Here is a 242-nt window from a genome sequence, read left to right as displayed (position 1 = left end):
GCGGGCCGAGTCCGCGCTGGCCGCCAAGGCCCGCGGATTCAAGGCAATGAAGATCCGCATCTCACGGGACCGTTTGGAAGAAGGGGTGGAGTCCGTCCGTGCTACCCGGGAAGCAGTGGGCAAGGATTTCGACCTCATGGTGGACCTGAACCAGATGTGGCGCATGAGCGGGGATATCGAGCCTGCCCTGGAACTGGCCAAGGTCCACCGCCTGGCCGCCCAGTTGGCTGAGCTCGATGTCC

Annotated in this window: 1 protein-coding gene; it reads left to right on the top strand. The window is 64.5% G+C overall.

Annotated features, from left to right (window positions below):
* Window positions 1-46 precede the first annotated feature (46 nt).
* A partial coding sequence (locus SB764_RS43970) for an enolase C-terminal domain-like protein (RefSeq protein WP_410867309.1) occupies window positions 47-242 on the top strand: 196 nt, incomplete at its 3' end.

Source organism: Paraburkholderia sp. SIMBA_027 (genome assembly GCF_046535315.1).
GTDB lineage: Bacteria > Pseudomonadota > Gammaproteobacteria > Burkholderiales > Burkholderiaceae > Paraburkholderia > Paraburkholderia tropica.
The sequence above is the reverse complement of the archived record's forward strand: the minus strand, read 5'-3'. Positions and strand labels throughout refer to the sequence as shown.